The organism is Nocardiopsis sp. NPDC006938 (genome assembly GCF_042869555.1).
Taxonomy (GTDB): domain Bacteria; phylum Actinomycetota; class Actinomycetes; order Streptosporangiales; family Streptosporangiaceae; genus Nocardiopsis.
In genome coordinates this window covers 181460-205627 of record NZ_JBIAGA010000003.1, presented here as the reverse complement: position 1 = coordinate 205627, position 24168 = coordinate 181460, and the positions used below count along the sequence as shown (strand labels likewise).

The window sequence follows — 24168 nt, the reverse complement described above, 5'->3', positions numbered from 1 at the left end:
GGGTGGTCGGGAACCGAGGGCACGGTTCGGGGTTGGCTTCTCAGAGCTTGCGGCGGCGTCCGCGGCGCTTCTGGCTCGGCTTGAGGACCGGCTTGCCCGCGTCGATCGCCTCCTGGCGCTTGGCCGCACCGTACTCCGAAAGCGCCTCCGCGAGGGAGGAAACCGAGGCTTTGGGTGCCACCACGTCCACGCGCAGGCCGAACTCGACGGCGGTCTTCTCGGTCTCGGGGCCGATCACGGCGATCGCCGTGGTGTTGTGCGGCTTGCCCGCGATCCCCACGAGGTTGCGCACCGTGGACGAGGACGTGAAGAGCACGGCGTCGAAGCCGCCGCCCTTGATCGCCTCGCGCACGGGCTGGGGCGGGGGCGCGGCGCGCACGGTGCGGTAGGCGGTGACGTCGTCGATCTCCCAGCCGAGGTCGGTGAGCCCGGCGGCGAGGGTCTCGGTGGCGATGTCCGCGCGCGGCAGCAGGACCCGCTCGATGGGGTCGATCTCCGCGTCGTAGGGCGGCCAGACCCCGACCAGCCCCTTGCTGGACTGGGCGTCCGCGGGCGGTTCGAGGTCGGGCTGGATACCGAAGTCGCGGACGGCCTGGGCGGTGCTCTCGCCGACCACGGCGACCTTGACCCCGGCGAAGGCACGGGCGTCCAGACCGTACGACTCCAGGCGTTCCCGGATCGCCCGGACCGCGTTGACGGAGGTGAAGGCGACCCACTGGTAGCGGCCGGTCACCAGGCCGCGTACGGCGCGCTCCATCTGCTGCGGGGTGCGGGGGGGCTCCACCGAGATGGTGGGCACCTCCTCGGGCACCGCGCCGTAGCCGCGCAGCTGGTCGGAGAGGGCCACGGCCTGCTCCTTGGTGCGGGGCACCAGGACGCGCCACCCGAACAGCGGCCGGGTCTCGTACCAGGACTGCTCGGCCTGGCGGGCGACCGGTGCGCCGACGATCATCAGCGCGGGCGCCGTGACGTGGTGGTTCTTGGCGTCCGTGGACTTGAGTTCGGCGACCAGGCGGGCCAGCGTCGAGGTGACGGTGGTCTGCCGCGTGGTACCGCCGGCGCGCACGACGGCGACCGGGGTGGTCGCGGGACGCCCGCCCGCGACGAGCGCCTTGCACACGACGTCGAAGCCGGGGCCGCGGTGTTCGGGCGGCTCCTCCGGCGGGGCGTCGGCACCCAGGATGACCAGGGGCGCGTCGCTGGCGGCGGCCTCCTGCCAGTCGACCCGGCGCTCACCGTGCGGGCGGGCGTGCAGGACGCGCAGCTCGGGTTCGTCGTCGTCGAGCAGGGAGATCCCGCCGAAGGTCGGGACGGAGGTGATCGAGGAGACCCCGGGGGCCACCTCGACCTCGACGCCCGCTTCGAGGCAGGCGGCGACCAGGGCGGCGCCCCGGCAGCCGAAGAAGGGGTCGCCCGAGTACAGGCGCACGACCCTGAGGCCCTCCCGGGCGCGGGTGACGGCGAGCGTGTTGACGTCGCCGCCGCACTCCGCGGCCTCCACCACCGTGACGTCCTCGGAGCAGTGCGCGAGAAGCTCCTGGCGGAAACCGGCGAGCTCCTCGGCGGCGGGCTCGCGGAGGGTGACGACCACGTCGGCCCGGCTCAGCAGGTCGGCGCCGCGCAGGGTCAGCAGGTCGGCCCCTCCCGGTCCGGCACCGACCAGGGCGACGTGACCGGTCGCGCGTTCGCGGGGACGCGGTTCCTCCGGCTGGGGGCTGGCGTTGGCGTTCACGTACTGGCTCCTCGTGTGTGGGTCGCCCGCGCCCCGGGGTGCGGAGTCCGGGGCGGTGACGGGGAGGTGGCGGTGCGGTGGCCCCACCCCCTCCCCTGGGCGACGGGCGGAGTCGGCCCGGGTTCGGCCGTCCGTGGGTCCGTGTGGTGCGGCGCGGACGCGGACCGGAAGGGACCGGTTAGGTGGCGTCCCGCTCGGCGAAGGCCTCGGCGACGATGCGGTCGGCACCCTCGGCGATCATCTGACGGGCCAGGTCTCGGCCGAGCCCGACCGCCGCGTCGAGGTCATCGGGAGAGGCGAGGTCGATCGTGCGCTCACGGCGCACGGCGGTGGCGCCGTCGGTGGAGACCACGGCGGCGCGCAGGCGCAGGCGATCCCCGCCGTACTCGGCGAAGGCGCCCACCGGGGCGGCGCACCCGGCCTCCAGTTCGGAGAGGACGGTGCGTTCGGCGACGACCTCGGCGCGAGTGGCCGGGTGGTCGACGGCGCCCAGGTAGGCGAGGTCGGCTCCGGCGCGTTCGGCGCGGCACTCCACCGCCAGGGCGCCCTGGCCGGGTGCGGGCAGCATCTGCTCGGGCTCGAAGACGTCGGTCACGTCGTCGCGTCGGCCCACCCGGCCCAGACCGGCGTAGGCCAGGACGACGGCGTCGAGCTCACCCGAGGAGACCTTGCCCAGGCGGGTCTCGGCGTTGCCCCGGATGGGGACGTACACGAGGTCGGGGCGGAGCGCGCTGAGCTGGGCGACGCGGCGCGGGGAGCCCGTGCCGACCTTCGCCCCGGCGGGGAGGTCGGCGAACTTGAGGCCGTCGCGGGCGCACAGGGCGTCCCGGGGGTCGTCGCGTTCGGGGATGGCGGCCAGCACCAGGCCCTCGGAGGGCGCGGTGGGCAGGTCCTTGAGCGAGTGCACCGCGAAGTCGATGGACCCGGCGACCAGCTCGTCGCGCAGGGCGTTGACGAACACCCCGGTACCGCCGAGCTGGGTCAGGTGGGCCTTGGTGACGTCGCCGAAGCTCGTGATGAGCTCCAGCTCGATCGCCTGCCCGGTCCGCTCGGTGATGGTGTCGGCGACCCCCTGGGACTGGGTGGTGGCCATGGTGCTGCGGCGGGTGCCGAGCCTCGCGGGTACGGCGGTGGTGCCTTCTGCGGTCATGCCTTCTCCTGTGCGGGCCGCGCGGCGGTGCTGCGGCTTCCGGGACAGGTCTCCCCGTCCGGGTTCTTCGGGATCTGGAGGTCGAGGTCGAACAGCTGGCGCAGAGCGGCCTCGTAGGACTCGCCGTCCGGGGCCGCGGCCAGTTCCTTCACACGCACGGTCGGTCTGTGCAGCAGCTTGTCGGCGACGCGGCGCATGGCCCGGCGGATCTCCTCGCGGGTGCGCTCGTCGAGGTCGTCGGGGAGTCGGCCGTGGAGGCGGGCGAGCTCGGACTCCACCACCTCGCGGGCCTGGGCGCGCAGGGCGACGACGGTGGGGGCCACCTCGTTGGCGCGGCGGATCGCGCGGAACTCGCCGACCTCCTCCTCGACGATCCCGCGTACGAGCGGCAGCACGCTGGAGTGGCCGGAGCCGTGGTCGCCCCCGGAGGCGACCGCCTGGCGGAGGTCCTCGATGTCCACGAGGCGCACCGAGGGCAGGTCGCGCACCCCCGGGTCGATGTCGCGGGGCAGGGCCAGGTCGAGGAAGACCAGGGGGCGGGTGCGTCCCTGGGAGGCCGCGGCCACGGCGTCGGCGGTGAGCACGAGGCCCTGGGCTCCCGTGCAGGAGATGACGAGGTCGACCCCGGCGAGCGCGGAGGCCGCCTCCGCGAAGGGGACGGAGCTGGCGCGCACGGTGTCGTAGGCCTCGTTGAGGCACTCGGCCAGCCGGGCGGCCCGCTCGGGGGTGCGGTTGGCGACGATGACCGTCCCGGCGCCCTGGCGGGCGACGGTGTTGGCGGACAGGGCGCTCATGGAGCCCGCTCCGAGCACCAGGACCCTGGCTCCGGTGAGCGGGCCCGAGGGCAGCGCGGCGTCGAGGGCGCGGGGCGCGGGGCTCTCGTCGGTGTCGGCGGGGCGGGCGCCCCGACCGGACATGGGGCACCCCGCGGGCGGGGTGACCTCGGCGGCGGGCAGCGACGGGTCCGGGGTGACGGCGAGGTCGCGGGTGGCGACGGTGAGACCGAAGCTGACCATGTCGGCCCCGGCGTGGTCCAGGTGGGTCTCGGTGTGGGCGCGCTTGCCGACGCGCAGGGCGCGCTGTCCGAGGTCGTTGAGGACCCGGCCGACCGAACCGGTCTCCTGGCCCTCCTTGAGGGAGTCGCGGACCTGGCCGAGGATCTGCCCCTCGCCGACGACCATGGAGTCGAGTCCGCAGGTGACGGAGAACAGGTGCTGGACGGCGTTGTCCTCGTAGTGGGCGTAGAGGTGCTCGTTGAGTTCGCCGAGGGTCACGCCGGTGTGCCAGGAGAGGAGTTCGGTGATGGCCGCCACCCCGCCCCGGAAGTCCTCGACGTCGGCGTAGACCTCGGTGCGGTTGCAGGTGGAGACCACCATGACCTCGTTGACGGCGTCGGAGCCGACCATCTCACCGACCGCCCTGGTACGCGTCTCGCCGTTCAACGCGACACGTTCGAGCAGCGCCACCGGCGAACTCCGGTGGCTCAACCCCACGGCCAGGACACTCATCCGCACTCCTATGCAGGCACTAGGTCTCTCCATGTTCGGGCACGGGCGCGCGCTCCCGCCGTCAGCCCCCCGAAACGCGGCGCGCGCTCGCTCCTCGCCGCCGCCCGCCCGGTTCTGGAGCCCCTGCCCCAGGACCCGGCCCGTCTCACGTCACTTCCAGCCCCGACCTGTTCACCTGACCGTCTCCGTCGGCCCGGCGCTGCGCGTGGAAGGCGAGGATCTGGAGTTCGATGGACAGGTCGACCTTACGCACATCGACCCCGTCGGGCACATCCAGCACGACGGGGGCGAAGTTGAGGATGCTGGTCACGCCCGCCTCGACGAAGCGGCTGGCGACACCCTGCGCGGAACCGGCCGGTGTGGCGATCACGCCGATCGACACGCCCTTCGTACGCACAACCTCCTCCAGGCTGTCAATATGCCTCACGTCCAGGGACGCGACGGACCGGCCGACCACCTCCGGGTCGGCGTCGAGCAGGGCCGCTATCCGGAACCCGCGGGTGCCGAACCCCCCGTAGTTGGCCAGTGCGCGCCCCAGGTTGCCGATGCCGACGATGGCCACGGACCAGTCCTGGGTGAGACCAAGCTCACGCGAGATCTGGTAGATGAGGTACTCGACCTCGTAGCCCACGCCTCTCGTCCCGTAGGAGCCCAGATGGGAGAGGTCCTTGCGGAGCTTCGCCGAGTTCACCCCGGCGGCCCCGGCCAGCCCCTCGGAGGAGACGGTGGCGGTGCCCCGTTCCTGGAGGGCCTGGAGGGCGCGCAGGTAGACCGGCAACCGGGCGACGGTGGCCTCCGGGATTCCCCTCTCCCGGGGCCGAGGCGGACGAGTTGTCACAGGGTGGCGCTCCTGGGGGCGGTGGATGCGGGCGGGTCGCGGGGTCGTGGCACGGGGCCGGGCGCCGACCGCCGCGCACACGCGCCTTCCCCGCCCTACGGGTCGTGGGAACCCCAGATTACGTGCTTGTGAAAGCACGCACAAAGTGGGGTCGGATGTGACACCCCCCGAACGGGTTCCCATGAATGCACCGCCCGAGGGGCGATCCCGAACACGAGATCACATCAGCCCCATTTCGGGCGCGGGGGCTCCGGGCGCGAGGAGGCGGAGAAGTCGCCGACGCTTCCGGAACACTCCCGAAAAAGGGACGGGAACGCGACGGTCCGGGGCCCGCCGAACCCGAGCGGAAGGGATACGGAAAGCGCGGGAAAGCGACACGGAGGGCGCGGCGAGGCCACGCGCGAACGGTGCGAAAGGGCACCGCCGACCCGCGCCGGGCCCGCCGCGCATCCGCCAGGGTCGCCCCGAGGGGGAGTGGGGAGAGGACCCCGAGAACAAGCCCGGCGCGCATCCGCGCGGGTCGCCCCGCTCCCGCACGCCCCGCCTCCCCGGCCTCCGGACCGGGCCCCGGGAGGCACGCTCAGGAGGAGAGCGCGGACCGCAGCCGCTCCTCGGACACCCGCCAGAAGTCGTGGCGCCGACCGTCGACGAACGTCACCGGGATCTTGTCCCAGTACTCCTCGCGGTCGGCCTCCGAGACCCCGGCCAGATCCTGCTCGGCCCGCTCCACCCCGAGGTCGTCCGTCACCCGGCCGATGACCGACCACGCCTCCTCGCACAGGTGGCACCCGGGCTTGCCGAGCATGACCACGCGGGCCGCCCCCCGCCACTGCTGGGTTTCCGTCATGTTTCGCTCCGATTCCGCCTCGGCACCCACCACCTCACCCGCCCGCGAACGGCGGTAGGACCTCGATCACAGTCCCATCCGTGACCGCTACCTCACCGTGCGGCCTCCGTCCCACGGGAGCCTCGTCCACCAGGAGCGACGAAGCCCCGAGCACGCGCCGGAAACGGTCGTCGGGGTGCAGGAGACACGCCGCCTCGAGAGCGGCGGCGAGGGTGTCGGCATCCACCGTCTCCTCCGCCGTTCCAGCCGCTTCCTTCGCGGAGGCCCAGTACCGGATAGTGCACTTCGCCATCAGTTGATTATCCTTGGTGTTGCTCGGAGGCGACTTATTCGACAGATCTTCACCGGGGGCAATGGCGCCTTCGATCGCCCGACACAAGCGGGCCGACGAGAAGAGACGCATGAGCCATCTGCTGTTACTCACGAACTCGAACGAACCGTCCGACCACGTTCTTCCCGCCCTTGGACTCCTCCTGCACTCGGTGCGGGTGGCCCCCGCCGAAGCCGGAGCCCTACTGGCCTCCGGAGTCGGCGGGAACCCGGGCGCCCCGGTTGACGCCATTCTGGTCGATGCGCGAACCGACCTGGCGGCCGCCCGTAACTTCTGCCGTCTGCTGGACACCACCGGGCTCGACTGTCCGCTGCTGGTCCTGCTCACCGAGGGCGGTGTCGCGGCCCTGACCCCGGACTGGCAGGCCGACGACTTCATCCTGGTCACCGCGGGCCCCGCAGAGGTCGAGGCCCGCCTGCGGCTGGCGGTCGGAGCGGCCGAGGCCGGGTCCGACGACCCGGACGAGATCCGCCGGGGCGACCTCGTGATCGACGAGGCCACCTACATCGCCCGTCTGCGCGGACGCATCCTCGACCTCACCTTCAAGGAGTTCGAGCTCCTCAAGTTCCTGGCACAGCACCCCGGCCGGGTCTTCACCCGGGCGCAGCTGCTCCAGGAGGTCTGGGGCTACGACTACTACGGCGGCACCAGGACGATCGACGTCCACGTGCGGCGCCTGCGCGCCAAGCTGGGCTCGGAGTACGAGTCCCTCATCGGCACCGTCCGCAACGTGGGCTACCGCTTCGTGCCGGACCCCGTCACCAAGAGCGGGGCGACCGGCAAGGGCGGCACCGCACAGCGGTCCGCGCCAGCGGCCGAGGGGACGGCGGAGGCGAAGACGGGAACGGAGGCGGAGACGGCGGAGGCCGTACCCGCCAGCCGCACCGCCGGGTCCTCCTAGCCGATGACCCGGCCCCGGGCCCGCCAGCGCCCGGCGCCGCACCACGGCCTCCCCGGGGCGCCCGCACGGCGGGCGCCCCGGAGCCGTGTCCGGACCCGCCGCGCCCCTCCCCCACGTGCGGGCCCATGCGCCCCGTTCCGCCCTCACGCCCCGTCCCCGGTTCCGAGCGGTCCGGCGCCCGCCGCACCCGCGCACCTGATTGACCCGGCGCGCACCCTCGTGCTCGACGGCCCCACGCCCTAAGATCGGTGGGGCATCCGACGGACGGGCGTCGGCAGGCGTGGCGGAGGCCCGTCGCCGGGTGCGGCCCGAGCCGCTGACGGCGCGCCACCGGAGGAGTGAGATCGCACCGATGCCGACCCCCGCTACCCACGCCCCCCACAGACCCCGCCTGAGCAGTGTCCTCGGTGCGGCCTTCGTCGGTTCCGCGCTGGTCGCCGTGATGTCCCCGGCCCACGCCGACCCGGCCCCGTCCGCCGTCGTCTCCTTCGCCAGCGAGGCCGACACCGTCGAACTGGGCACCGAGGCCCCGCCCAACACGCTCTCGGTGACCAACACCGGCCCCCTCCCCATCTGCCTCATCGACCTGGGCACCGACGCCCCCGAGTTCAGCACGGGCGCTCCGGACGCCACCCTGATCTCCCCGAACGTGACGACCCGCGCCACCGTCACCGGCGCCCCCCGGCAGGACGCCACCGTGACCGCCCTGCTCAGGTACGCGGCCGCCCCCGAGGACGGACGCTGCCAGGACGTCGACGAGGGCGGGGTCCAGGAGGCCGCGTCGAACGCGTGGACGGTCACCGTCACCGAGCCCGTACCCTCGCCCACCCCCACTCCGACGCCGACCGATAGCCCGACCGCGAGCCCGACGCCCACGGAGGAGCCGTCCGAACGGCCGACCCGGACCCCGAGCCCCTCCCCCACGGAGTCGGCCTCCTCCACACCGTCCCCGAGCCCCACTCCGAGCCGGACGCCCACGCCGTCCCCGACCGCCAGCGAGAGCAGCTCACGCGGCGGATCGGGCCACGACCGCGCCCCGGCCCGGACCCCGAACCGGCCGCCGAGTTCCACCGTGGAGACCGCGCCCACCAGCGGCGCCGACATCCCCACGCTCCCCCGCGACGAGGCCGACCTGCCCGACCTCGCCCCGGGCGCGTCCCAGGACCTGGCCGAACTCCCGCTGGTCACGCCCACCGCGAACGAGGACAACGAGACCGAGATCGCGGCCGACCACTCCGACATGGGCCCCTCGATCGCACCGGCGGTCCTACTCGCGGCGTTCCTGCTGGCCCTGCTGCTCGCCACCCCGCTGGCCCCCGCCCGCCGGGTCCGGCTCGGCGGCGGATACCAGGGCAGACGACGCAGGACGTGACACCCCTCCGGCGGTTCCGGGAGCGGGGCGAGGGCCCCGGTCCCGGACCGGCCGGGCTCCCCCGCGCCGCGCCGGGCGTCCCGCTTCCCCTTGGGGGAGTCGGCATGTGGAATTCGGCCGACAGGATCTAGGATTCTGGCTCATGAGTACCCCGCTAGTCACTGACAACCTCGCGCCGGAGCTGGTCGGACCCGTCCTGGCCCTGGCCGACGCGGCCCGCACCGAGGACGGGGCCGTGCCGCTGTCCGAGCACACCGTGCTCCGGATCAGACACGGAGCCCCCGCCGGCAGCAGCCGCTTCCACGTCGTCCAGAGGGACGGCTCCGTCGTGGGGTTCGCGTTCGTGGAACGGGGCGAGGACGAACCCGACTCGGGCGAGGTCGTCGTGCACCCCGCGCACCGGCGCGACGGACACGGCTCCGCGCTCCTGCGCTCGATCCGCGACGACGCGGGCCCCCACGGCGTGCGGGTGTGGGCGCACGGGCGCACCCCCGGTGCGGTCTCGGTGGCGGAGTCCGAGGGCTGGGCGCCGGTCCGGGAACTCCACAAGATGCGCATGCCCCTGCGCGACCTGGGACCCGAGGTTCCCGGCGGCCCCTGGACCGCCCCCGAGATCCCCGAACCCGCCCTGCGGCCCGAGGTCGCCGAGCGGGTGCGCATCCGGCCCTTCGTGGTGGGACAGGACGAGCAGGCGTGGCTGCGGGCCAACGCCCTCGCCTTCGCCGACCACCCCGAACAGGGATCACTCACCCTCGACGACCTCCTCCAGCGCGAGGTGGAGGACTGGTTCGACCCCCGGGGCTTCTTCGTGGCGGCCACCCGCAACGGGACCATCGCCGCCTACCACTGGACCAAGACGCACGCGGACGGCGCCGGGCTCAGCGACGACGAGGCCGTCGGCGAGGTCTACGTGGTGGGCGTCGACCCCGCCTGGCAGGGCACCGGTCTGGGCCGCGCCCTCACCCTGGCCGGACTCGCCCACCTGCGCGACGCCGGGCTGCCCTGGGTGCACCTGTACGTGGACGGTGACAACGAGGCCGCGGTACGCCTCTACGAGTCCCTCGGGTTCTCCATGTGGGACACGGACGTGATGTACGCGCCCGCCGACACCCGCGCCTGACCCACCCCGCGCGGGCCGCCCCCGGGGCCCGGTGACGTGCGGCTTGTCACATTCACCGGCCCAACCCCCACCCGCCACAAGAGTGCGACGCCGCGTTCACCTTCCGTTCATCTTCTCTGGGACAACTGGTCACTTCCTGCGCCTACCTTCGCATTCGGCACGGATCGGCCGTTGCCCGCGCGTCGGCCGTGAGACCACGGCCGGGCCCCGCGCGGTGCGCGTCCGTCCCGCCGGGACGCGGACAGGCGACCAGCCCCGCCCACCTTTCCGAACCGGAGAACCCATGACGACCACGGACGCGCCCAAGGCGGCACCGCCGCCCGCGGGCAAGCGCCGGATCGGCGATGTCGTTTTCGCCGGGCTCGCCCGAGGATCAGGACTGCTGATCCTGCTGATCCTCGCGGGTGTGGCCGCCTTCCTCCTGGTCCAGGCCTGGCCGTCACTGCTGGCCAACACCTCGAACTTCCTGACCGACCAGTCATGGGACGCCAACGTCCGCGAGAACCCGTCGTTCGGTGTGGCCGCGCTGGCCTTCGGCACCGTCATGGCGGCGGCGATCGCGCTCCTGCTGGCCACCCCGGTCGCCATCGGCATCGCGCTGTTCATCGTCTACTACGCGCCCCGACGCCTGGCCACCACGCTCGGCTACCTGGTCGACCTGCTCGCCGCCATCCCCAGCGTGGTCTACGGACTGTGGGGGATGATGGTCCTGGCCCCCAAGCTGGTGCCGGTCTACGAGGGCATGACGACCTACCTCGGCTGGATTCCGCTCTTCGCGGGCCCCGCCTCCACCTCGGCCCGCACGCTGCTCACCGCGGGCATCGTCCTGGCCGTGATGATCCTGCCGATCATCACCGCGATGTCCCGCGACGTGTTCCACCAGGTCCCGCAGGGCCACCGCGAGGCCGCGCTCGCCATGGGCGCCACCCGCTGGGAGATGATCCGCCTCGCCGTCCTGCCCTTCGGCAAGTCCGGGATCGTCGGCGGCGCCATGCTCGGCATGGGACGCGCGCTGGGCGAGACCATGGCGGTCGCCATGATCCTCTCCCCGTCCCTGGCGATCTCCTTCAACCTGCTCCAGAGCGGCAACCAGACCATCGCCGCGCACATCGCCCTCCAGTACCCGGAGGCCACCGGCTACGGCGTGTCCGCGCTGATCGCCGCCGGTCTGGTGCTGTTCGCGATCACCCTGGCCGTCAACATGGGCGCCCGCTACGTCGTGGCCCGGGGCAACAAGGAGTCCGCATGAGCACGACGACGCAGCCCCCCGCCCCCGAGGCGGGCCCGGCCGAGAACGACCTCCGCTCCGGCGCCCTGCCCACCCGCTTCCCGCAGGTCCTGCTGGCCGCCTGCGCGCTGGTGGTCGCGGGCGTCCTGGCGGCCTTCTCCTCCTTCGGCGTGGTCCTGTGGGCGCTGCTCACCGCCGTCTCCTACGTGGTCATCGTCGTGACCGCCTCGGCGCGGATCGAGGGCGGCCGCAAGGCCAAGGACCGCCTGGTCACCTCGCTCGTCTACTCGGCGTTCCTGCTCGCGATGGCGCCGCTGGTGTCGCTGCTGTACACGGTGATCGGCTACGGCCTCGACCGCTTCGACGGCTACTTCCTCACCGTGTCGATGAACGGCGTCCTGCCGAGCATGGACGCGGGCGGCGTCTACCACGCGATCGTCGGCACCCTGGCGATCACCGGTATGGCCACCCTCATCTCGGTGCCGATCGGTGTCCTCACCGCCGTCTACCTGGTCGAGTACGCCCAGGGCCGCCTGAAGAAGGTCATCACGTTCTTCGTGGACGTCATGACCGGTATCCCGTCCATCGTCGCGGGCCTCTTCGTGGTGGCGCTGTGGATGATGCTCTTCGGGCCGGGCAAGACCAACGGCGCGGCGGGCGCGATCTCCCTCGCCGTGCTGATGATCCCGGTCGTGGTCCGTTCCAGCGAGGAGATGCTCCGGCTGGTCCCCCGCGACCTGCGCGAGGCCTCCTACGCCCTGGGCGTGCCCAAGTGGCGCACGATCACCAAGGTGGTGCTCCCCACCTCGGCGGCCGGTCTGACCACCGGAATCATGCTCGCCATCGCGCGTGTTATCGGAGAGACGGCACCGCTGGTCCTCACCGCGGGGTCGTCGGCCGTGTCCATCAACTGGAACCTGTTCGACGGGCAGATGATGAGCCTGCCGGTGTTCATCTACTCGCAGTTCCGCATGGGTGGGGCCGTCAACTACGAGAGGGCCTGGGCCGCCGCGCTGACGCTGGTCCTGACGGTCATGCTGCTGTTCGTCCTGGCCCGCGTGATCGGCCGCCTCTTCGCACCCAAGACCCGCTAAATCGAGGAACACCTGTGGCGAAACGAATCGACGTCTCCGGACTGCACGTCTACTACGGCGACTTCCTCGCGGTCGAGGACGTGTCCATGACCATCGAGCCCCGCTCCGTGACGGCGTTCATCGGCTCCTCCGGCTGCGGCAAGTCGACCTTCCTGCGCACCCTGAACCGGATGCACGAGGTCACCCCGGGCGCCCGCGCCGAGGGCAAGGTCCTCCTGGACGACCTCGACATCTACGGCCGCGAGGTCGACCCGGTGATGGTCCGCAGCGAGATCGGCATGGTCTTCCAGAAGGCCAACCCGTTCCCCACGATGTCGATCTACGACAACGTGATCGCGGGCGCCCGGCTCAACAACAAGCGGATGAGCAAGGCCGAGGCCGACGAGCTGGTCGAGGAGTCGCTGCGCGGCGCCAACCTCTGGGAAGAGGTCAAGGACCGGCTGGCCAAGCCCGGATCGGGCCTGTCCGGCGGCCAGCAGCAGCGCCTGTGCATCGCCCGCGCCACCGCGGTGAAGCCGTCCGTCCTGCTCATGGACGAGCCCTGCTCGGCCCTGGACCCCATCTCGACCCTGGCGATCGAGGACCTCATTCACAAGCTGAAGGAGGACTACACGATCGTCATCGTCACCCACAACATGCAGCAGGCCGCCCGTGTCTCGGACCGGACCGCCTTCTTCAACCTGTCGGCCCCCGGCAAGCCCGGCAAGCTGATCGAGATGGGCGAGACCAACCAGATCTTCACCCGCCCGGAGAAGAAGGAGACCGAGAACTACATCACCGGCCGGTTCGGGTGATGCCCGTGCCCCTGGTGATCGACACCGACACCGCGCAGGACGACTGCGTGGCGCTGCTGGTCGGGCTGCTGGACCCGGCGGCCGACCTGCGGGCGGTGACGATGGTGGCCGGGAACGTGGGGTTCGACCAGCAGGTCCGCAACGCCTTCATGACGCTGAACGCCGCGGGCGGGCGGTTCGACGTGCCCGTGTACCTGGGGTGTCGACGGCCGCTGGTCCGCGAGTGGGTGAGCGCCGAGAACGTGCACGGGGACGGCTCCGGGGGCCTGTCCATGGACCAGGAGGGTCTGGAGCCCCGCGGCGAGCACGCCGTGGACGCGCTGGTCCGGTTGGCCGCCGAGAACCCCGGCGAGCTGTCGGTCGTGGCGATCGGCCCGCTCACCAACATCGCGGCCGCCGTGGTCAAGGACCCCGACTTCGCGCGGAACGTGGGATCGCTGTACGTCATGGGGGGCTCCAACAACGGCCGGGGCAACATCACGGCCGCCGCCGAGTTCAACTTCTACGTGGACCCCGAGGCCGCCAAGGCGGTGTTCGCCGCCGGGTTCGACGTCACCGTGGTCCCGTGGGACCCGCTCACGCTCCGGCAGGCCGTGTTCGGCCAGGACCGGCTCGACCGGATCGCGGCGCTGGACACGCCCCTGTCCCGGTTCTTCACACGGATCTGCGCGGCCACCCTGGAGTTCGACCGCAGGGTGGGCATCGACGGCACCACCCACCCGGACTCGCTGACCGCGGCCCTGCTCCTCCACCCCGAGCTGGTGCGCGCGTCCTCGCGGTACCACGTGGACGTGGAGACCGCCGGTGAGCTCACCCGGGGCTACTCTGCGATGTCCTGGGGGGTGCACGGGCTGGAGCCCAACGCCCGGGTGGTCGAGGAGATCGACGCGGACGGCTTCTTCGAGTACGTGCTGTCGCTGCTGGCCCGCGAGACGGCACCGCCGAGGGAGATCACCGCTCGGTGAGGGTGATGGTGCCCTGCGCGGCCGCCACGACCCGTTCGGCGCCCTCCCCGTCGACCATCACGAGGTCGCAGCGGCACACGGCCCGGCGCCGGGTGGACTCCAGGACGTGCGCGCGGGCGCTGAGCGTCGTGCCCCGGGCCGGGCGCAGGTACTCGATGGCGAAGCCGCTGGTGAGCACGGAGGCCCCCAGGACCGTGCCGCCCGCGAAGGTGAGCGCGTTGTCGGCCGCGTAGGCGAGCACCCCGCCGTGGAGGAAGCCGTTCTGCTGGAGGAGCTCGTCCCGCACGTCGACCTCCAGCACGGCCCTGCCCGGTTCGAAGGCCGTGACCCTGGCCCGGACCAGCCCGCTGAAGGGCTGGGCCGCCAGGACGCGCTGGGCGAGCTCCGGGGTGATCTCCTCGGCCATGGTCTTCCCTCCGACGTCGGTACGACCACCCTAGGCGCTCGCCCGGGGCGGGGCCGGTCCCGATGTGAGCGGCCCCGCCCCGCCTCAGGAAACCTCGGCGGTCTCCGAGCCGTAGGGAACGGCGCGCACCAGGCTCACCCTGAGTGTCCGCCCGTTGGGGGCCGTGTAGGTGCGCTCCTCCCCCTGCTCGGCGCCGAGGATGGCCCGTCCCAGGGGTGACTCCGGCGAGCAGACCGGAACCCCGTCGGAGTCCGCGCGGTCGCGTACTCCCAGGAGGAAGGTCTCGGTGTCGGGGTCGTCGCCGTAGCGGACGGTCACGACCATGCCGGGCTCGGCGATGCCGTCGTCCGGTGGGGCCTCGCCGATGACCGCGTCGCGGAGGATCTCCTGGATGCGGTTGACGCGGACCTCGCGGGCGTCCTTGTCCTCGATCCGGGTGAACCCGTGGGCCTCCTGGGTGGCGGCGTCGGCGGTGCCGGTGAGGACGGCGAGTTCGGCGGTGAGGCGTTGGTGGGTTCCCGGGGTCAGCCAGGTGTTCGTCATGGGTCTCCTTGTACGAAGGCGCCCCGCCGGGGTTCGGCGGGGCGCTGACGGGACCTGCTGGGTGTCGTCGGTCGAACCTCAGCGGGTGGGGTCGAAGGGGAGCAGCGCCGGGGCGGTCGTGCCGGTGGCGACCGTCCTCGCGAGGAGGCGCCCGGTGATCGGCCCGTGGGTGAGTCCCCACATGCCGTGGCCGCCCGCCACGAAGAGCCCGGGGACGTCGGTCTCCCCGATGAGGGGGAGGCCGTCCGAGGTGACGGGTCTGGAGCCGACCCACTCGTCGGTGCGTTTGCCCAGGTTCACGCCGTCCAGGTACGGGGCGGCGGACTCGGTGATCGCCCGGACCCTCTCGTCGCGGAACGGGGCGTCGATGGCCCGGAACTCCATGGTTCCGGCGACGCGCAGACCCTCCCCGTGCGGCGTGCAGGCCACCCGGACCTCGGGCAGGTACACGGGGCCGGGGACGGGCTGGTCCGTGGGGACCATGAAGCTGTAGCCGCGTCCGGCGCGCAACGGCACGTTGACGCCCCAGGGGCGTGCCTGGCGGCCGAGCCAGGCACCGGTGGCGACCACGACGGCGTCGCCGGTCTCGGTCTCGCCGTGCGCGGAGTGCAGCCGGAAGCCGCCGTCGCGGACGGCCTCGACCTTGGTGACCCGGAACTTCTCGACCACGCTTGCGCCGCGTTCGCGCACGGCGTCCGCGAGCGCGTGCGTGTACAGGCCGGGGTTGACGTAACGCTGTCCGTCGATGCGCACGCCCGCGTTCACCTCGCGGGAGGCGAGCGGCAGGCCCGCGCGGGCCGCCTCGCCCTCCAGGGCGGCGTAGGTCAGCGGCAGGCCGGCCTCGCTGGCGGTGTCCAGCTCCATGAGGAGCCGGGCGGCGTTCTTCTTGGAGGTGAACAGCGCGGTGATCGGGGACGACTCGACCTTGGCGGTCACGCCGCCCTCGGTGAGCTCCTCGAAGGCGTCCAGGCAGGCCGAGCTGAGCGGCACGTTGGCGCGCAGGGCCCGTTCCCAGGTGGACTGCCTGCTGTTCAGGGCGAACGACGCCAGGAAGTGCAGGAGGCCGGTGTCGGTGGTGGGCGGGATGGACAACGGAGCCCGGGGGTCGAACAGGGCCTTGACGCCGTTGCCGAGCACGCCCGGCTCGTTCAGCGGGATGGCCAGACCCGGGGAGATCCAGCCCGCGTTGCCCCAGGACGATCCCGAGGCCACCGAGTCGCGGTCGACCACGGTGACTCCGACCCCGTACTTCTGGAGGAACCAGGCGGTCGAGAGACCGACGATCCCGGCCCCGACGACGATGACGGTACGCGGTGCGCCCGCGCCCTTCCCGGACATGGCGTGTTCTCCTGTGCGTGCTGGACGGTGGGTACGGTGCCGCACCCGTCCAGAGTCTCTCCCGTAACCCGGCGGCGCCCATTGTCCTGGTCGAACAATCTCGACGTACGCTCGTGTGGAGTCCGCACAACGCGCGCGGTCCGGGCGGTCCGCCAAGGGAGTGGTTTCGATGGTGTTGCTGGACCGGCTGGTCACCATCCTCGGCACGTACGACACCCGTCTGGTCGGTCCGCGCCCGGCCGCGGACACCATGCTGCGCGGGGTCGCGGTGCACGACCCGGCCGACCCTGGGCCGGAGGAGGCGGACGTCCTGCTGGCCGTGGGGGTCCAGGACCCGCTGCGCGCCGTGGAGCTCGCCGAGCGCTCCCGCGCCCTGGCGGTGGTGGTGCGGGTGGCGAGGGAGGACGGGGTGGACCCGCGCGGTGAGGCCGCCGCCCGCGCCCGTGGTCGCGGTATCGCCCTGCTCTCGGTGGACCCCTCGGTGTCCTGGGGGCAGGTCGCCGGGGTGGTGTTCGGGTTGGTCCTGGAGGGCGGGGAGACCGAGGCGGGGCGCGGTCCCGCCGACCTGCCCGCGCTCGCGGACACGATCGCCGCGCGCGTCGGCGGCCCGGTCACCATCGAGGACCCCCGCCTGCGGGTCCTGGCGTACTCGAACCGGCAGTCCGAGGCCGACCAGGCCCGTTGGGACACGATCCTGGGGCGCGGGGTTCCCGAGGCGCTCCAGCACCATCTGGAGGCCACCGGGGTCATCGCACACCTGGGAGCGTCGGTCGACCCGGTCTACCTCCCGCCCGCGCCGGAGCTCGGTCTGGGCGGCCGTACGGCGGTGGCGGTCCGGGTGGGCCGGGAGTTCCTGGGGTCGCTGTGGGCGGCCTGTGAGGAACCGTTGGACGCCGAGCGCTCGGCGCTGCTGGCGGAGGGCGCACGCACGGTGGCGCTGCACCTGCTGCGGACCCGGGTCAGCGCCGACCTGGAGCGCCAGGTGGAGTCGGACCTGGTCAGCCGTCTCCTGGAGGGGGCGATGGACCCGACCGAGGCGGCCGGGCGCCTCGGGCTGGCCGCCACTCCGCACCGGGTGGTCGCCCTCCAGGCGCACACCCCGGACGAACGCCACTCCGCCACCCTGATGACGTTCGAGCGGGCCACCACGGGGTTCGGCTGGTCGCGCCAGGGGCGGAGCACCGTGTTCGGCAGCACGGTCTACACGGTCCTGCCCTGTGGGGCCGACCCGGCTCCGGCCCGGGCCTGGGTGGCGGAGACCACCCGGGGGCTGCCCCGCCACGTGGTGGTCAACGCGGGGATCGGCGCCCCCGCCGACCTGGCCGGGCTGGCCGCCAGCCGCCGTGAGGCGGACGAGAGCCTCACCCTGCACGCGGCGCACCCCGAAGGGCCGGCTGTGGCCTATGACGAGTCCTGGGGCGACGTGCTCATCCACCGCCTGCGGATGGCGTCGGCGTCCGGCCGCCGTCCCGCCGACGGCCCGGTGGCGGTGCTGACCCGGCACGACGCCGAGCACGGCACGGACCACGCGCGGACCCTGCGCGCCTGGCTCCGCGCACAGGGCGACCCCGTCGCGGCGGCGGAGGAGCTGGGAGTGCACCCCAACACCGTCCGGCACCGGATGCGCAGGATGGCGGAGGTGACCCCGCTCGGCCTGGACCAGCCCGGCATGAGGCTGGCCCTGGCCATCGCGTTGGAGGCCTACGCGCCTCGGTCGTGAGTCGGGGCGGGGGCGGGGCGTCCGAGGGTGCCACGGCCGACCGGGGGTCCACCGGCGCGGGGGCGGGGGCGGGACTGCGACGGGGGTGGGGCGGAGGCTGGCTGGGACGAGGGGTTCGGCCGGGCCCGCGTCAGCCGTTCTTCACCACGATGGTCTCCACGGTGTTGGCCACGTGCTCGAAGGCGTCGGCGGCGGTCTCCAGCTCCTCGATGACGTCCTTTAGCTTGAGCACGGTCAGCGCGTCGTACTCGCCGCTGAAGAGCTTCGCCAGGAGTTTGCGGTAGATGCGGTCGGCCTGGTTCTCGAGCTGGTTGATCTCGATCCAGTAGCGGGTGAGGTCCTTCATGCTCCGCAGCCGGGGCATCGCCTCGGCGGTGAGCTCGGCCGCCCTCTCCAACACCTCGATCTGGTCGATGATGCCCTTGGGCAGCTGCTCCAACCCGTACAGGTTGATGAGGTCGACGGCGGCCTCCATGGAGTCGATGACGTCGTCGAGGTTGGAGGCCAGACGGTAGATGTCCTCCCGGTGGAGGGGAGGCGCCGAGCTCTTGTTGAGCCGACGCATGATCGCGTGGGTGGCGTCGTCGCCGGCGTGCTCGCAGGCACGCATCTTCTCGGTGATGGCCTCACGGTCGGCCCCGTCGCTCATCAGCTCCACCAGCAGGCGGGCTCCGATGACCAGGTTGTTCGCCGAGTCGGTGAACATCTCGTAGTAACTGTCATCACGCGGGCGCAAGCGCAGGCGCACGTCGTTCTCCCGATGGTGCGGTGGTCTTCCTTGGTGGATGTTAAGGGCGCTGACCAGCTGCTTCAGCGCGACAGTGCGGTGTGCGCACGCTCGGACCCCGATCGGGGGAGGCGGGTCCGGGTATGGTCACCCCTCGTTCATCTGTCTGTGTCGACGCGTGGAACGCCACGTGCGCGGGTCCCCTCGCAATCCTCCCAATCTCGGACGACACCGGGACGGTTCGGGACGCTACCGTGTCCCGCTCCCCCTGGCCAGCGGGGCGTTGAGACACGAATCACTCGATCGGCCGGAGACCGACGGACAGTTCCCCCCGAAGCCCCCGATATCAACCTTGGGTCCCTTCGCCCGCAATGACAAGCACCCCGGGCGTTAACCCTTCCTGACGCCTCGGCCGTCAGGTCCGTGACCTCCGCGAACCCGCTCCCGTCAGCGGCTCGCCCTAGGGCGTGTTCCGCGGATCATTCCGGGCTCGCGACCACCAGGCTGCCTCTCGCTGCGCCGACTTCGCTCGGACAGCCAAACCCGGGCTGACCTTCGCTCCTCGTCTTGCGAGAGATTGCCTGGAGGCCGCTCGCGTCGATCGGCGCGAGCGCCGAACCAACCGAAAGCATCCACGGAACACGCCCTAGGATCTCGACCATGCCTACCGCCCTGACCCCGGGTGCCGTGCGCCGACTGCGCTCCACCCTGGACGAACAGCTCTCCGCCCTGGGCGAACCCGCCTTCGAGGGCACCGACGAGGAGGCCGTCGCCGGGGCCGCGCTGGCGGTCCTGCGCGCGCGGGAACCGCTCCGCCCCGCCCTCAAGGCCGCCGTCAGGTGCAGCCTGGCGGTGCTCGCCGACCGGGTGCCGGGACGCAGCCTGGAGGTGCGCGTCCCGCCGTACGGGGCCGTCCAGGTCATCGAGGGGCCCGCGCACACACGGGGCACCCCGCCCGGCGTGGTCGAGACCGACCCCCTCACGTGGCTGCGCCTGGCCGTGGGCGAGGCCGACTGGGACGGCGCGGTGGGCGACCACGGGGTCCGGGCCAGCGGCGTGCGCTCCGACCTGTCCGCACACCTGCCGCTGTGGCCCGGTCACGGGCGTACCGGTGGTCACTCCGGCCCCGAGTGACCACCCGCCGTCGGCCAGCGGCTAAGCTGTGCGTGTGTCGTACTCCGACGGCCGGCTCTCCATGGACCTCGATCCGCTCGAACGCGGCCCGCAGGACGCCTGCGGCGTTTTCGGGGTCTGGGCACCCGGCGAAGAAGTCAGCAAGCTCACCTACTTCGGCCTCTACGCGCTCCAGCACCGCGGGCAGGAATCCGCGGGCATCGCCACGAGCGATGGGGAGCGGATCGTCGTCTACAAGGACATGGGACTCGTCTCCCAGGTCTTCAACGAGGCGACGCTCGACTCCCTGAAGGGCCACCTCGCGATCGGCCACTGCCGTTACTCCACCACCGGTTCACCGGTGTGGGAGAACGCCCAGCCGACCTTCTACACCGCGCGTGAGGGGGGTCTGGCGCTCGGCCACAACGGCAACCTCATCAACACCCCCGAACTGGCCGCGATGCTGCCCGACCAGCGCCGGGGCGCCACCACCGACACCGAGGTGCTCACCAACCTCCTCGCGGCACGGGCCAGGGAGGGCCACTCCCTGGAGGAGGCGGCCCAGGAACTGCTGCCGCTGGTGCGGGGCGCCTTCTCCCTGGTCTTCATGGACGAGGACACCCTCTACGCCGCGCGCGACCCCCAGGGCATCCGCCCGTTCGTGCTCGGCCGCCTCGGCGCGAACTCCGGTTCCGGCGGATGGGTGGTGGCCAGCGAGACGGCCGCCCTCGACATCGTGGGCGCCACCGTGGTCCGCGAGATCGAACCGGGCGAACTCCTCGTGATCAACGGCGACGGGGTCCGTTCCAGCCGCTTCGCCCCGGCCGCCCGCAAGGGCTGCCTGTTCGAGTACGTCTACCTCGCCCGCCCCGACACCACCATCAACGGGCGCAACGTGAACTCCACCCGCGTGGAGGTGGGTCGCCGCCTGGCCCGGGAGCACCCGGTCGAGGCCGACCTCGTGATCCCGGTTCCCGAGTCCGGCACCCCCGCCGCCGTGGGGTACGCGGAGGCGAGCGGCATCCCCTTCGCCCAGGGCCTGGTGAAGAACTCCTACGTGGGCCGCACCTTCATCCAGCCCAGCCAGACCCTGCGCCAGCTCGGTATCCGGCTCAAGCTGAACCCCCTGCGCGAGGTCATCGAGGGCCGCCGACTGGTGGTCGTGGACGACTCGATCGTGCGCGGCAACACCCAACGGGCCCTGGTCCGGATGCTGCGCGACGCGGGCGCCGCCGAGGTGCACGTGCGCATCTCCAGCCCGCCCGTGCTGTGGCCCTGCTACTACGGCATCGACTTCGCCACCCGCGCCGAGCTCATCGCCGCGAACCTGTCAGTGGAGGAGATCGCCGAGTCGGTCAACGCCGACTCACTGGCCTACGTGGACCTGGAGGAGCTCATCGCCGCCTCCGAGCAGCCCAAGGACCAGCTCTGCCGGGCCTGCTTCGACGGGGTGTACCCGTTGGAGGTCGACTCCGACGCGCAGGGCAAGTACCTGCTGGAGAAGGCCTGCGGCACCCCCGAGGGCTCCACCCTGGCCACCAGCCACAAGTGACGCGCGGCGGGCACCGGCCCGCCGCGCCCCGGCGGGGCCTCCCTTCCGGACCCTCCGGCGTGCCCTGGAACGGGCCCCGGGGACCGCGCAGCAGCGCACACCGCACACCACCGAACACGAGGAGAACTCGCGTGGCAGCCGACAGCACAGGGGCGACGGGCGCGTACGCGGCCGCGGGCGTCGACATCGCCGCCGGTGAGCGCGCCGTCGACCTGATGAAGCGTCACGTCGCGCGCACCCGCCGACCCGAGCAGGTCACCGACGCCAGCGGTTTCGCGGGCCTGTTCCGGCTCGACACGGCGAAGTACCGGGACCCGGTCCTGGCCACCTCCACCGACGGCGTGGGCACGAAGGTCATGCTCGCCCAGCAGATGGACCGGCACGACACCATCGGCATCGACCTGGTCGGGATGGTCGTCGACGACCTGGTCGTCAGCGGCGCCGAACCCCTCTTCATGACCGACTACGTCGCGACGGGCGCCGTGGTGCCCGAACGGATCGCGGAGATCGTCGGCGGCATCGCCGAGGGCTGCCACCAGGCCGGGTGCGCGCTCATCGGCGGCGAGACGGCCGAACACCCGGGTGCGATGGCCCCGGAGGAGTACGACCTGGCCGGCGCCGGCACGGGGGTGGTCGAGGGCGACGCGATCCTGGGCCCGGACCGGGTGCGCGAGGGGGACGCCGTCATCGCGATGGCCTCCTCCGGCCCGCACTCCAACGGTTACTCGCTGATCCGCCACATCGTGGACCGGGCCGACCTGGACCTGTTCTCCGAGGTGCCCGAGCTCGGCGGCGTTCTGGGCGAGGTGCTGCTCACGCCGACCCGCGTCTACGCGAAGGACTGCGTGGCGCTGACCGCCGAGGTGGAGGTGCACGCCTACTCGCACATCACCGGCGGAGGGCTGGCGGCCAACCTGTCCCGGTCGCTGCCGGACGACCTGGACGCCGAGCTGGACCGCTCCACCTGGGCCCCGGCCCCGGTGTTCGGCTACCTGGCCGAGAAGGGCGGGGTCGGCCGCGAGGACATGGAGGCCACGTTCAACATGGGCGTGGGCATGGTGGCGGTCGTCGCGGAGGGCGACGCCGACCGTGCGCTGGCCGTTCTCGCCGGGCGCGGCGTGGAGGCCTGGCGCCTGGGCGTGGTGAAGGGCGGCTCCGGGCGGGCCGTACTGAACGGTGAGTACCGGAACGGCTAGACCGCACCGGTCCGTGTCCGAAGGACGCGAATATAGCCGGTGCGAACCACCGAGGTGGTTCGCACCGGCTATATGCACCTGTCCGCGACGGCTCCCAGGGGGAGCCGTGACCGCCACAGGTCAGCGGTTGTTGTCCGAGCGACCCGAAAGACTCGTCCGGCCCCGACGTCTACTTGTCGGAGTCCGAGTACTTGTCGGCAAGATCCGCGTAGCGGTCGATCAGGTCGTCCTGAGGTTCCGTGTAGGAATCGTCCGGACCCGACGGCCCGGAGGGAGACCCCTCGTCCTCAGCGACACCCAGCTCCGACCGCAGCCGCTCAAGGTCGGTCCCACCGGAGCTGTACTTGAGCTTCCGGGCGACCTTCTGCTGCTTGGCCTTGGCTCGGCCGCGCCCCATTGGCTCGACCCCCTCAACGATTGGGTTCCGACGAACCCCAGATCACTTACTAACCCGCACTACCGGGCTGACGGCCGTCAAACGCGACTGACGGCTGGCGCCAGCTTACGTACACATACAACCGTACCTGGTCGGACCCCACCGTGCCTACGCCACCCGGGTGTGACGGGTGTGGTGTGCGCACGCAACACCATCCTGCCTGCCCGTTCTCACGGTGAGTGCCAGACGCAACGATCTGTGCCACGATGCGATCGTGCTGCCCTACACCGCCTATCTGCGCGTCTACCAGCCGATCACGGCCTTCTCCCCTCGTGACCGGCGGCACTGGGAGGGATACGCGGAGTCCGCGGACCGGCCCAAACGCGTGAACGCCCTGGCCGCCGAGCACGCGGAGAGCCTGGGGAGGACCATCGCCACGCCGCCCGTCGTGGCGCCCTCGGAGGAGAGCGGTGACGCGTATCTGCGCCGGGTGAACGAGCGGCTGTACGTCTGCCCGTGGCAGACCCGTCTGCGGTGCTGGCGGGCGTTCGAGGAGTTCGCCGGGTCCATGCCGCGCCCCCAGTTGGAGGCGTTCGTCCCCGCCCGGGAGGCGGACCGGGCCGAGACCGGCTACCGGCAGTGGCGGGCCTCCGGCGCGGAGGCCCGGCCCGGCATCCTGTCGAGCACCTGGACGATCCCGATTCCGTGGTTCGTCGCGTTCGAGCCCCAGGAGCGGTGCCTGGTGCTGTCCGCGGGCCGGACCAGGACCCTGTTGTACCTGACCAGGACCGCGCAGGCCAGGCGTCGCCTGGACCACACGGCGGCGGTCCTGCGGGAGCGCGTCGGGGAGCACGCGGTGTCGGCCGCGGCGGAGCGGCTCACGGAGTGGCTGGCCACGACAGCGCACCCGGAGTCGCTCCTCGAACTGGACTACGGGGGGCTGCCGCACCTGCTGAGCGACGACCACCTGAGCGAGGACCACTCGGTGGGCGAGGTGGCCGAGGCGGTGGAGGCGCTCGCCAAGGGCGACGCGGCCCGGGTGAAGGAGTTGCGGGAGAGGCTGACGAGGCGCTGGAGGTCGGTGCGCGCCCTGGAGCACGCCAACTGACGGTCATGGCACGGTCGAGCTTTCGTGGACACCCTGGGGCCCCTGTCGTCATCCCTAACGGGGCCGGGTCCGGAGCGGGGCGGCGCCACGCCGCACCGCAACCTGGTACACCAGGTTTCTCCGGCACACGAATCCGTCTTTTCGCACGTGACGGAGGCGCGGGAAGCCACTCGAAGGAGACCCGCCACCAAGCACCGTGAAACTGGGCA

At 72.3% G+C, this 24168-nt stretch carries 23 protein-coding genes; 12 read left to right on the top strand and 11 right to left on the bottom strand.

The window, feature by feature from the left end:
• Nucleotides 1-40 precede the first annotated feature (40 nt).
• The 6 genes from ACFYL4_RS06335 to ACFYL4_RS06310 form a co-directional block, all read right to left on the bottom strand.
• The gene (locus ACFYL4_RS06335; protein WP_387516887.1) at nt 41-1732 is read right to left on the bottom strand and encodes a uroporphyrinogen-III synthase; all 1692 of its coding nucleotides are present in this window, start codon (nt 1730-1732) and stop codon (nt 41-43) included.
• 178 nt (nt 1733-1910) lie between these two features.
• Nucleotides 1911-2882 carry a hydroxymethylbilane synthase gene (gene hemC, locus ACFYL4_RS06330; protein WP_357756586.1) on the bottom strand — a complete coding sequence of 324 codons (972 nt, stop codon included), beginning with the start codon at nt 2880-2882 and terminating at the stop codon, nt 1911-1913.
• On the bottom strand, nt 2879-4390 hold the full coding sequence (locus ACFYL4_RS06325; RefSeq protein WP_387516885.1) for a glutamyl-tRNA reductase: 1512 nt from the start codon (nt 4388-4390) through the stop codon (nt 2879-2881). Before ACFYL4_RS06325 ends, hemC begins: the two co-directional genes overlap by 4 nt.
• A gap of 145 nt (nt 4391-4535) precedes the next feature.
• Nucleotides 4536-5228 (bottom strand): redox-sensing transcriptional repressor Rex, encoded by a 693-nt coding sequence (locus ACFYL4_RS06320; protein WP_387516882.1) that lies wholly within the window; start codon nt 5226-5228, stop codon nt 4536-4538.
• 580 nt (nt 5229-5808) lie between these two features.
• Complete coding sequence (locus tag ACFYL4_RS06315) at nt 5809-6075, bottom strand: glutaredoxin family protein (RefSeq protein WP_357756579.1); 267 nt, start codon at nt 6073-6075, stop codon at nt 5809-5811.
• A gap of 34 nt (nt 6076-6109) precedes the next feature.
• Complete coding sequence (locus ACFYL4_RS06310) at nt 6110-6367, bottom strand: MoaD/ThiS family protein (RefSeq protein WP_357756577.1); 258 nt, start codon at nt 6365-6367, stop codon at nt 6110-6112.
• A gap of 109 nt (nt 6368-6476) precedes the next feature.
• Here ACFYL4_RS06310 and ACFYL4_RS06305 point away from each other — a divergent pair, with 109 nt between their 5' ends.
• The 7 genes from ACFYL4_RS06305 to ACFYL4_RS06275 all read left to right on the top strand — a co-directional run bounded on the left by ACFYL4_RS06305 (nt 6477) and on the right by ACFYL4_RS06275 (nt 13880).
• Nucleotides 6477-7307, top strand: a complete 831-nt coding sequence (locus tag ACFYL4_RS06305; RefSeq protein ID WP_357756575.1) for a response regulator transcription factor — start codon at nt 6477-6479, stop codon at nt 7305-7307.
• Between the two features lie 352 nt (nt 7308-7659).
• On the top strand, nt 7660-8679 hold the full coding sequence (locus ACFYL4_RS06300; protein WP_387516880.1) for a hypothetical protein: 1020 nt from the start codon (nt 7660-7662) through the stop codon (nt 8677-8679).
• 142 nt (nt 8680-8821) lie between these two features.
• Nucleotides 8822-9799 (top strand): mycothiol synthase, encoded by a 978-nt coding sequence (mshD, locus tag ACFYL4_RS06295; RefSeq protein ID WP_387516878.1) that lies wholly within the window; start codon nt 8822-8824, stop codon nt 9797-9799.
• A 283-nt stretch (nt 9800-10082) separates the two neighbouring features.
• Nucleotides 10083-11048, top strand: a complete 966-nt coding sequence (gene pstC, locus ACFYL4_RS06290; protein WP_357756568.1) for a phosphate ABC transporter permease subunit PstC — start codon at nt 10083-10085, stop codon at nt 11046-11048.
• Nucleotides 11045-12121, top strand: coding sequence for a phosphate ABC transporter permease PstA (pstA, locus tag ACFYL4_RS06285; protein ID WP_387516875.1), 1077 nt, complete (start codon nt 11045-11047; stop codon nt 12119-12121). Before pstC ends, pstA begins: the two co-directional genes overlap by 4 nt.
• Before the next feature lie 14 nt (nt 12122-12135).
• Nucleotides 12136-12915 (top strand): phosphate ABC transporter ATP-binding protein PstB, encoded by a 780-nt coding sequence (gene pstB, locus ACFYL4_RS06280; protein ID WP_357756562.1) that lies wholly within the window; start codon nt 12136-12138, stop codon nt 12913-12915.
• A complete protein-coding gene (locus ACFYL4_RS06275) occupies nt 12915-13880 on the top strand; it encodes a nucleoside hydrolase (RefSeq protein WP_387516873.1) in 966 nt (321 codons plus the stop codon). The genes pstB and ACFYL4_RS06275 overlap by 1 nt, the downstream gene beginning before the upstream one ends.
• Here the strand turns inward: ACFYL4_RS06275 and ACFYL4_RS06270 are convergent.
• The 3 genes from ACFYL4_RS06270 to ACFYL4_RS06260 all read right to left on the bottom strand — a co-directional run bounded on the left by ACFYL4_RS06270 (nt 13867) and on the right by ACFYL4_RS06260 (nt 16167).
• A complete protein-coding gene (locus ACFYL4_RS06270) occupies nt 13867-14286 on the bottom strand; it encodes a PaaI family thioesterase (RefSeq protein ID WP_357756556.1) in 420 nt (139 codons plus the stop codon). The two genes, ACFYL4_RS06275 and ACFYL4_RS06270, sit on opposite strands and share 14 nt — an antisense overlap.
• An 84-nt stretch (nt 14287-14370) precedes the next feature.
• On the bottom strand, nt 14371-14829 hold the full coding sequence (locus ACFYL4_RS06265; RefSeq protein ID WP_387516871.1) for a GreA/GreB family elongation factor: 459 nt from the start codon (nt 14827-14829) through the stop codon (nt 14371-14373).
• A gap of 78 nt (nt 14830-14907) precedes the next feature.
• Nucleotides 14908-16167: an NAD(P)/FAD-dependent oxidoreductase gene (locus ACFYL4_RS06260; protein ID WP_387516869.1), complete on the bottom strand. Its 1260-nt coding sequence runs from the start codon at nt 16165-16167 to the stop codon at nt 14908-14910.
• A gap of 169 nt (nt 16168-16336) precedes the next feature.
• On the opposite strand from ACFYL4_RS06260, the gene ACFYL4_RS06255 reads away from it, so the two are divergent.
• Nucleotides 16337-17887, top strand: coding sequence for a PucR family transcriptional regulator (locus ACFYL4_RS06255; RefSeq protein ID WP_387516867.1), 1551 nt, complete (start codon nt 16337-16339; stop codon nt 17885-17887).
• A 130-nt stretch (nt 17888-18017) separates the two neighbouring features.
• Here ACFYL4_RS06255 and ACFYL4_RS06250 read toward each other — a convergent pair whose 3' ends face one another.
• Nucleotides 18018-18635 (bottom strand): DUF47 domain-containing protein, encoded by a 618-nt coding sequence (locus ACFYL4_RS06250; RefSeq protein ID WP_357756546.1) that lies wholly within the window; start codon nt 18633-18635, stop codon nt 18018-18020.
• 639 nt (nt 18636-19274) lie between these two features.
• Between ACFYL4_RS06250 and ACFYL4_RS06245 the strand changes: the two genes are divergently transcribed.
• The 3 genes from ACFYL4_RS06245 (at nt 19275) to purM (ending at nt 22475) form a co-directional block, all read left to right on the top strand.
• Nucleotides 19275-19748 (top strand): sterol carrier family protein, encoded by a 474-nt coding sequence (locus ACFYL4_RS06245; RefSeq protein WP_387516865.1) that lies wholly within the window; start codon nt 19275-19277, stop codon nt 19746-19748.
• A 34-nt stretch (nt 19749-19782) separates the two neighbouring features.
• Nucleotides 19783-21279, top strand: coding sequence for an amidophosphoribosyltransferase (gene purF / locus ACFYL4_RS06240; RefSeq protein ID WP_387516863.1), 1497 nt, complete (start codon nt 19783-19785; stop codon nt 21277-21279).
• 131 nt (nt 21280-21410) lie between these two features.
• Nucleotides 21411-22475, top strand: a complete 1065-nt coding sequence (purM, locus tag ACFYL4_RS06235) for a phosphoribosylformylglycinamidine cyclo-ligase (protein WP_387516861.1) — start codon at nt 21411-21413, stop codon at nt 22473-22475.
• Between the two features lie 169 nt (nt 22476-22644).
• Here purM and ACFYL4_RS06230 read toward each other — a convergent pair whose 3' ends face one another.
• Nucleotides 22645-22872 (bottom strand): DUF3073 domain-containing protein, encoded by a 228-nt coding sequence (locus tag ACFYL4_RS06230; RefSeq protein ID WP_357756536.1) that lies wholly within the window; start codon nt 22870-22872, stop codon nt 22645-22647.
• 253 nt (nt 22873-23125) lie between these two features.
• Between ACFYL4_RS06230 and ACFYL4_RS06225 the strand changes: the two genes are divergently transcribed.
• Entirely contained in the window at nt 23126-23959 is an 834-nt protein-coding gene (locus tag ACFYL4_RS06225; protein ID WP_387516859.1) for a hypothetical protein, read from the top strand.
• Nucleotides 23960-24168: the final 209 nt, after the last annotated feature.

Bases quoted from the DNA above. Each gene is read 5' to 3' on its own strand.
- hemC (WP_357756586.1), bottom strand. From the start codon at position 2,882: ATGACCGCAGAAGGCACCACCGCCGTACCCGCGAGGCTCGGCACCCGC.
- ACFYL4_RS06325 (WP_387516885.1), bottom strand. From the start codon at position 4,390: ATGAGTGTCCTGGCCGTGGGGTTGAGCCACCGGAGTTCGCCGGTGGCG.
- ACFYL4_RS06315 (WP_357756579.1), bottom strand. From the start codon at position 6,075: ATGACGGAAACCCAGCAGTGGCGGGGGGCGGCCCGCGTGGTCATGCTC.
- ACFYL4_RS06310 (WP_357756577.1), bottom strand. From the start codon at position 6,367: ATGGCGAAGTGCACTATCCGGTACTGGGCCTCCGCGAAGGAAGCGGCT.
- ACFYL4_RS06305 (WP_357756575.1), top strand. From the start codon at position 6,477: ATGAGCCATCTGCTGTTACTCACGAACTCGAACGAACCGTCCGACCAC.
- ACFYL4_RS06300 (WP_387516880.1), top strand. From the start codon at position 7,660: ATGCCGACCCCCGCTACCCACGCCCCCCACAGACCCCGCCTGAGCAGT.
- mshD (WP_387516878.1), top strand. From the start codon at position 8,822: ATGAGTACCCCGCTAGTCACTGACAACCTCGCGCCGGAGCTGGTCGGA.
- pstC (WP_357756568.1), top strand. From the start codon at position 10,083: ATGACGACCACGGACGCGCCCAAGGCGGCACCGCCGCCCGCGGGCAAG.
- pstA (WP_387516875.1), top strand. From the start codon at position 11,045: ATGAGCACGACGACGCAGCCCCCCGCCCCCGAGGCGGGCCCGGCCGAG.
- ACFYL4_RS06275 (WP_387516873.1), top strand. From the start codon at position 12,915: ATGCCCGTGCCCCTGGTGATCGACACCGACACCGCGCAGGACGACTGC.
- ACFYL4_RS06270 (WP_357756556.1), bottom strand. From the start codon at position 14,286: ATGGCCGAGGAGATCACCCCGGAGCTCGCCCAGCGCGTCCTGGCGGCC.
- ACFYL4_RS06265 (WP_387516871.1), bottom strand. From the start codon at position 14,829: ATGACGAACACCTGGCTGACCCCGGGAACCCACCAACGCCTCACCGCC.
- ACFYL4_RS06260 (WP_387516869.1), bottom strand. From the start codon at position 16,167: ATGTCCGGGAAGGGCGCGGGCGCACCGCGTACCGTCATCGTCGTCGGG.
- ACFYL4_RS06255 (WP_387516867.1), top strand. From the start codon at position 16,337: ATGGTGTTGCTGGACCGGCTGGTCACCATCCTCGGCACGTACGACACC.
- ACFYL4_RS06245 (WP_387516865.1), top strand. From the start codon at position 19,275: ATGCCTACCGCCCTGACCCCGGGTGCCGTGCGCCGACTGCGCTCCACC.
- ACFYL4_RS06230 (WP_357756536.1), bottom strand. From the start codon at position 22,872: ATGGGGCGCGGCCGAGCCAAGGCCAAGCAGCAGAAGGTCGCCCGGAAG.